Here is a 6,541-nt window from a genome sequence, read left to right as displayed (position 1 = left end):
GCCACGTTCTAGGGTGTGGGCCCGGAACCTTTTCGGCCAAAGGCCGACTTGCACGCGGGATGACAAACCGAAGGTTTGGCGGCACGCGTGCTCGGGAGTTTCAAATGGCGAGGCGTTCGGGAAAAGCAAAGCGTTCGCACGGCGTGCAAAAAGCGTTACAGCGACGGAGGAGCTGGGACGCTTTTTGCGTTCTCAAGACTCACTTTTCTTCTTGAAATGAGATCGAACTTCGTCCCAAATGGGGAGCCATATTTTTTTAGTCTGAACGAATTCTACGACCCTCACAGGAGAAAGGCCGACCATGAATACCAGGAAAATCGAAATGAAACAGGACCGCCTGGGTCGGGTACAGGCAAAGGTCGAGTCCCACAAAAAAGCCCTCGCGGCAAAAGGGCTCGACGAAAAACGCATTGCGAACGATCCGATGATGCGTCACTTCCTGGCCGAGGCCCGGAGGATCAGGCACGGCATCGAAACCCTCCAGTGGCAACCGCCCAAGGAGGCACCGGCCGAGGCAAGAGCTGAGAAGCCCGCCAAGGCGGCTGCGGCCCCCAAGCCTCCGAAACCGCCAAAAGAGAAGAAGCCCGTGAAGGTCGAGCCAGCCCCTCCGGGTTGAGCGCGTCTTCCCTTCGAGTAGATCAATCTGTCAATAGAGACGCCTATTCGTTTCAAGAGAAGCGAAAAGGTTGATCGGAAGCTCAATCTTCGTTGAGTCGATAATGGGGGGAGAGGCCAATGGTAAGGCGGTTGCGGCTTTCTGCAAAAAGCGAGGGCTCAAGATTCAACATTTTGTTGAAGAAGCGTTGGTTGAGCGTCTTGAAGATCAGATCGATGTTGAAGCCTACGAAAATCGCAGATCAGAAGAAAATGTCTCTTTAGAAGCCGTTCTCAAATCATGGAAGTAAGTCCAAGCCTTTGTCCTATCGTATTGAGTTCAAGAAATCGGCGCAGAAGGAATTCCTCGAACTTTCCCGCCAACTTCAAGATCGAACTGTTAATGCGGTGCAACTTGTGGCCACGAATCCCTTCTCTGAACTGATTCGGGTCAAGAAGCTACGCGGCCCCCCAAATTTGTGCCGAATACGTCTGGGTGACTGGCGTATCGTCTATGAATTATTTGAAGATAAAGCGTTGCTCGGGGTCGTCAAAATTGGGCACCGAAAGGAAGTTTATCGTTTTCTCAAGGAGTAAACGCCTGGCAAGATGTCACTCGCATATACTCTTTGGGCTATAACGAAAGTCGGTGGTTATTTCCGGGGGCATCACTATAATCCGGCCGCAGCATGCCCTCCCCTCCATCCACCCGCCGAGCTCTTCTTACGCTCGAATTCATGCCCTCGCACGGGGGAATCGAACGCGTCCTTCACGAAAGGGCCCGAGGTTTTCGTCCCGAAACGGTCACGGTTTTCACCCCCTGGGTGGCCGGTTCGACGGACTTCGACCGCAACTCGCCCTACAAAATAAAGCGAGCCAAGTTTTTTTGTTCGGCCTTGCCGTATGTCCGGCGAGTTTTCCAGGCGTTGATGCCGGCGATCGACTTTCTCCGAAACCATCGGAAAAACCCTTTTGACGTCATCGAATGCGGCCAGGCGTTTCCCTTCAGTTTTCTCGCTTGGTTGCTTTGGCGCAGGGATAAAATTCCCTACGTCGTATGGGTTCACGGCAACGATCTTCTCGCACCCAGGAAATTTCCTCTCTTGGGGCGCGCGCTCGCCGATGTCTTAAAAAACGCGTCCGTCGTTATCTGCAATAGTTCGTTCGTAGCCGATCTGGTTCGAAAAGCGGGCGTCGATTCTTCTCGAATTCGGATCCTCGGCCATTTTGTCGATGCCGAACGTTTCAAACCGAAAGCTCCTTCTCCCACGGTTATTCGGAAATACAACCTGGAGGGGAAGAAAGTGATTTTGTCGGTCTGCCGATTGATCGAACGGAAGGGAATCGATCGGGTGATCGAAGTCTTGCCGTCGCTGATTACCACGCACCCGGATCTTGTCTATCTGATCGTCGGCAGGGGCCCGATGGAAAACATCCTTCGAACGACGGTGTCATCGCGTCACTTGGAACGCCATGTCATCTTTGTCGGCGCCGTAACGGACGAGGAGCTCGTGGATTTTTATAGTGTGGCGAGATGCTTCGTTATGGTCAGCCGATATATCCCGGCCAAGGCCACGGTGGAGGGATTGGGCGTGGTTTACCTTGAAGCTAATGCGTGCGGGATTCCGGTCGTCGCTGGAAGGAGCGGCGGCGTGACCGACGTAGTGCGACATAGAGAAAACGGTCTTTTGGTCGACCCTGACTCACGAGAAGAGATCGCCCAGGCTTTGGATCTTCTTCTTTCGAACGAGGAAATGGCTAAGTCCCTCGGCAAAACGGGGCACGAGTTCACGTTGAAGCCCACGAATTGGAACATTTTTGATGTCCCCGTTCCCGAAAGAGTTGAAGCTGCGGTCCGCGCGGACGATTACAGAAAACGGGCGGCGACGTAAGGCAAAAGGAGCAAAGCGCAGCCGATCAACAGCTGAATCGTCAGGTTCGACACAAAATAGGGAAAAATCACCAAGAGGATGCCCGAGACCAGCGGAAGCGGCTTCTGCTGTTTCTTGCCATAGATGAAATAACCGGTGCCGAACGCGCCAAAGAGCATCGAAATGAACAGTGACCGTGCATCCACGACTTCATAATATACGTGATGAAAACTTGGTCTTCCATGATCCGGAATTATTTCGCGATGGAAAAGCGATGAGACGTAAAAAAGAAAGGGAGCGATTTTTCGCTCCCTTTCGTACAGCCGTAACCTAAACTACAGCTTAGAAATAGTAGTGAACGCCTAAGCCGAGATTGCCGCCGACGTTTCCGCCCACGGATGCAAACCGACTGGCCTTAGCGTCCTTCGCGTAGTCATACACAACACCAGCCTCTACGCTGAATCCAACTTCCGGAAGTCCGGAGAAGCTGAATTCGTAACCGAGCGGAACCTGGAAGCGAAGAATTCGGGCCCCTGCGCTCTTATCGTTGTTCCAGCCGATGCCGAGACCGAGATAAAAATCGGAATTCTCTTTCTCGACGACGTCATACAGGAACCGAGCGCCAAAGTTGATGGCGTCGTTGATGGCCTTGTTCCCATAATCAAAGCCGACCAGGAACTGACCGGTCATGTTCGACGCGACGCCATACTTCAGTGACCAATCGCCGAAACTGTTGGTCGAAAACCCTGTTGTAAACGATTCCTGAATACCCAATCCGATCTTGCCGGAGCGATCCATCGCTGACGCGGTACTCGCCGCTCCCGCTACTGCTAGTACAGAAACAAACATCAAAAACTTCTTCATCGTGTCCTCCACTATTTTTTGATTAGTTTGTAGGTTGCGGGAGAGGGAATACCCCTCACCCTCTTAATCCGGAATCATTTCAACACTTTCGGCTTTTGTAAAGAAAATCGGTGACTTGGCGTCACGCGTCAGTCCCGGTTTAAGCCGCGACGCGTTGATCGGCAGGCGGGGATGAACCTTGGAACTGCGCCAAATAATCCCGCAAACCCTCTTCCAGCGGCGTTAGGCGGAGGGGGATGGCACCAAGCAAAGAGGTGTTGTCGACCTGCTCTTCCATCGTTACGAAATCGATACCGCCGGGAGTCAGGGGGGGCGTCGGAAGGAACTGCAGAAACGTTGCAATCATTTTCATGAGAATCTTGGGATGCGGAAGGACGAGGCGGTGTTTTCCCTGAACCCGTAACATCGTCTGGACGATTTTCTTCATGGTCATGGCTTCCGGCCCGCCGACATCGTAGGTCTGATGATGCGTGGAAGGAAGATAAAGAGCCCGAGCGACGATTTCGGCGATATCTTTTACGTAAACAGGCTGAATCTTTTCGCGGCCGGAACCGATGATCGGAATGACCGGAGCGATTCTCGCAAACAGGGCGAACCTGTTGAGACTTCGATCCTCCGGCCCGTAGATCCACGACGGCCGAAGGATCGTCCATTGAAGGCCGCTCTCTCGAACCGCTTTTTCGGCCCGGAGCTTGGCGCGAAACCACGTTTCGGTTCGCCCTTCACGGGTCCCGGCGCCGCTCAGATAGATGAAGCGCTTCACTCCCGCTTTTTTGGCCGCCTCGACCTGTCTTTCGGTGCCCTCCCCGTCGATACGATCATACGTGAGACCCCTCCGAGGATTTTCAAAAGGTGCGTTGTCGAATTGCGTGGCGTTGATGACCGCCCAACATCCTTTCATGCCCTCGTCGAGAGAGGGCGGATCGAAGATGTCCCCTTTCAGGTAGTACGCCCCGGCGACACGTCGATTCCGCGGCACCTGGAATGGGTCGCGCGTAAGAACTTGCACCATGTTCCTTCCTTCAATAAGACGACGAACCACGGCCGAACCGACAAAACCCGTTCCACCCGTGACCAACGTAACGGTCCCCGCCTCTCCAGTCACATCACTCATATGTCCTGTCCTTACCACCATCACTTGGGAACTCCAACCGTGCGTGAAACCGAGGCGACGAATTCCCACGTTTATCCGCGCATGTCTCGGACTCTTCGAGGGATGATTCACCTGAGAATCCTCGTTCTATGCAAGCAGGTGAAATCATTAAAGTTTAACCGATTTTTTCTGTCGACATGGTGCGTCATGCCTGGTACCCTCCTTGCACCAAAGCTTAAAGCTGTCGTCCTATGCGTGTGCCCGGAAACATAGATGAGATTTTCAGAGCACTCTTTGCGTCCATCGCACTGGGTCTCGTGGCGGTTGGATGCGGAGGCACAAAGAAACAGGAAGCCGAAAAAGCCCCTGCTGCGCCGGACCAACAGTTGAAAATTCCCTTAATTACGGATGAACTGCTTGCCTGCCAGGAATTCGCATTTTCGACTCAATTTGTGCTCTATCGGCACTTGACCCGAAAACCCTCGGAGCATCTCTCTCTCGTAGCCGCGGCGTACAAGAGTTGGCTCGACAAATATGCGAAGGATACCAAAGACCCTAAAGAAAAGGAGCTCGCCGCAAAACTTTCCTCCGAATCACCGGCCACGATCGACAGCTGCGATCTTATACTCTCATTAGGGTCGACGCTGACATCTCTGGCGAAAAAAGAAGATCCCACCATCTACCACCTCAGAAGAATCCTCGGAGAGTTCATGGATCAGTTGGATATTCACTCCGGCTACGAACTCCCTTCGTCCATTGTGGGTCCGCTCGAGCGAAAAGTTTCTTGGCGACCCAAATTATGCGGGGCCGGTCTTACGTTTCGACGGCGCAGCGATTATCTGCTGGGACGCCCACCCGCCTATTTGATCGTGGACGGCGCGTTTACGGACTCGGAGAACACCGATGCCGTCACGGAAGGTGGAAAAGTTCCCATCGGATCGAGAATTCTCGCGATTCGGACCGAGGACGGTATGAAGAAAGTCCCTGATTTTTGCCCCGCGGACGATGACGAATGCATCCCCTATTTCAAAGCTGTTGCCGCAATCGATGAACGCGAACAAAGCGAGTGCGCGCCCGAAGGAACACGATACGTCCACGTCGAGGTTCAACGGCCGGGAGAAACCGATACGGAAGGGGTGGATCTTAATGTGGGGCGGTTCACACCGTTGCATCAGAAGACCTGGGTTCGGACGTATGCTCCGTACAAAATCGCCTATATTCGTCTGGCCAGTTTTTCACTGAACGCAAAGGTGGACATGCGCGATGCCCGCCAGAAAATTTCGAACGAAAATTTCCAGGGCCTGATTCTCGATCTTCGCGGAAATCCGGGCGGCCAGATCGACGAAGCCATGTCTGTCTCGGAAATGTTTCTCGACCAACCGGAATCGACGGTCGCCATCACCTTTAGCGTCACGACGTCACCGGAATATGTCGACGCAGAGCTTCGAGGAAAGGGATTGCATCGAAGCCCTTACACCGTCGATCCAATTGATGAGAGGATCAAGCAACCTCTCGTGGTCTTGGTCGACCGCATGACAGGCAGCGCCGCGGAAATCGTTGCGGCGGCCTTTCAGGATTATAAGCGAGCACTGATTGTGGGAGAGACAACGTGGGGCAAGGGGATCGGCCAATCAACGCCCGACCTGAATCCGTTCGGAGGACTGCTCAGCGTAACCAGCGCGTTTTGGTACTCTCCTCGTGGAACTTCGTATCATTTGGAGGGGGTGGCCCCCGATATTCTGGTAGCGGACGGGGAAGATCCCTTCAATGCATGGGCGATCAAACAATTCGGTCGCCCCGGCCACGAAAAGGATTATCTGACATACAAGGATGGGAAGTACGCCGGCCGGGTAATCCCGAAACCTCCCACGTTCGACCGAATGGAGACCATTTCAGCGCCTACGTCGCCCGCGATTTCTGACTCCGATCTAGATAAGCTTCATCATATGCAGCCGCCTCCAATTCAGGATTGCAGGCCGATCACATCTTCGTCGGACATCCGCGAGGAATCGGATTGCTCGCTTCAATGGGGAATTGAGTATTTGAAGGAGCTCATCCGAATCAAGCGCACTCCAACGACGACTTCCTCCCACGAATCGTAACCGCGTGCTAAATAGGG

8 protein-coding genes are annotated in these 6,541 nt (G+C 53.6%); 5 read left to right on the top strand and 3 right to left on the bottom strand.

Annotated features, from left to right (window positions below; genetic code table 11):
• From VI895_12920 to VI895_12905, 4 genes are all read left to right on the top strand, one after another.
• A partial coding sequence (locus tag VI895_12920) for a hypothetical protein (GenBank protein ID HLG20701.1) occupies nucleotides 1-220 on the top strand: 220 nt, incomplete at its 5' end.
• Nucleotides 221-301: 81 nt separating this feature from the next.
• Nucleotides 302-616 (top strand): hypothetical protein, encoded by a 315-nt coding sequence (locus tag VI895_12915; GenBank protein HLG20700.1) that lies wholly within the window; start codon nucleotides 302-304, stop codon nucleotides 614-616.
• A 103-nt stretch (nucleotides 617-719) separates the two neighbouring features.
• Nucleotides 720-905 (top strand): hypothetical protein, encoded by a 186-nt coding sequence (locus tag VI895_12910; protein ID HLG20699.1) that lies wholly within the window; start codon nucleotides 720-722, stop codon nucleotides 903-905.
• Nucleotides 906-1,283: 378 nt separating this feature from the next.
• On the top strand, nucleotides 1,284-2,486 hold the full coding sequence (locus VI895_12905) for a glycosyltransferase family 4 protein (GenBank protein HLG20698.1): 1,203 nt from the start codon (nucleotides 1,284-1,286) through the stop codon (nucleotides 2,484-2,486).
• Here VI895_12905 and VI895_12900 read toward each other — a convergent pair.
• The 3 genes from VI895_12900 to VI895_12890 all read right to left on the bottom strand — a co-directional run bounded on the left by VI895_12900 (nucleotide 2,462) and on the right by VI895_12890 (nucleotide 4,443).
• Complete coding sequence (locus VI895_12900) at nucleotides 2,462-2,671, bottom strand: hypothetical protein (GenBank protein ID HLG20697.1); 210 nt, start codon at nucleotides 2,669-2,671, stop codon at nucleotides 2,462-2,464. The two genes, VI895_12905 and VI895_12900, sit on opposite strands and share 25 nt — an antisense overlap.
• 136 nt (nucleotides 2,672-2,807) lie before the next feature.
• A complete protein-coding gene (locus VI895_12895; protein ID HLG20696.1) occupies nucleotides 2,808-3,329 on the bottom strand; it encodes a hypothetical protein in 522 nt (173 codons plus the stop codon).
• A gap of 139 nt (nucleotides 3,330-3,468) precedes the next feature.
• Nucleotides 3,469-4,443 (bottom strand): complex I NDUFA9 subunit family protein, encoded by a 975-nt coding sequence (locus VI895_12890; protein ID HLG20695.1) that lies wholly within the window; start codon nucleotides 4,441-4,443, stop codon nucleotides 3,469-3,471.
• A 230-nt stretch (nucleotides 4,444-4,673) separates the two neighbouring features.
• On the opposite strand from VI895_12890, the gene VI895_12885 reads away from it, so the two are divergent.
• Nucleotides 4,674-6,524: a S41 family peptidase gene (locus VI895_12885; protein HLG20694.1), complete on the top strand. Its 1,851-nt coding sequence runs from the start codon at nucleotides 4,674-4,676 to the stop codon at nucleotides 6,522-6,524.
• Nucleotides 6,525-6,541: the final 17 nt, after the last annotated feature.

Source organism: Bdellovibrionota bacterium (assembly GCA_035292885.1).
Taxonomy (GTDB): Bacteria; Bdellovibrionota_G; JALEGL01; order JALEGL01; family DATDPG01; genus DATDPG01.
Note: the sequence above shows the minus strand (reverse complement) of the source record. Positions and strands in the feature narration are given on the sequence as shown.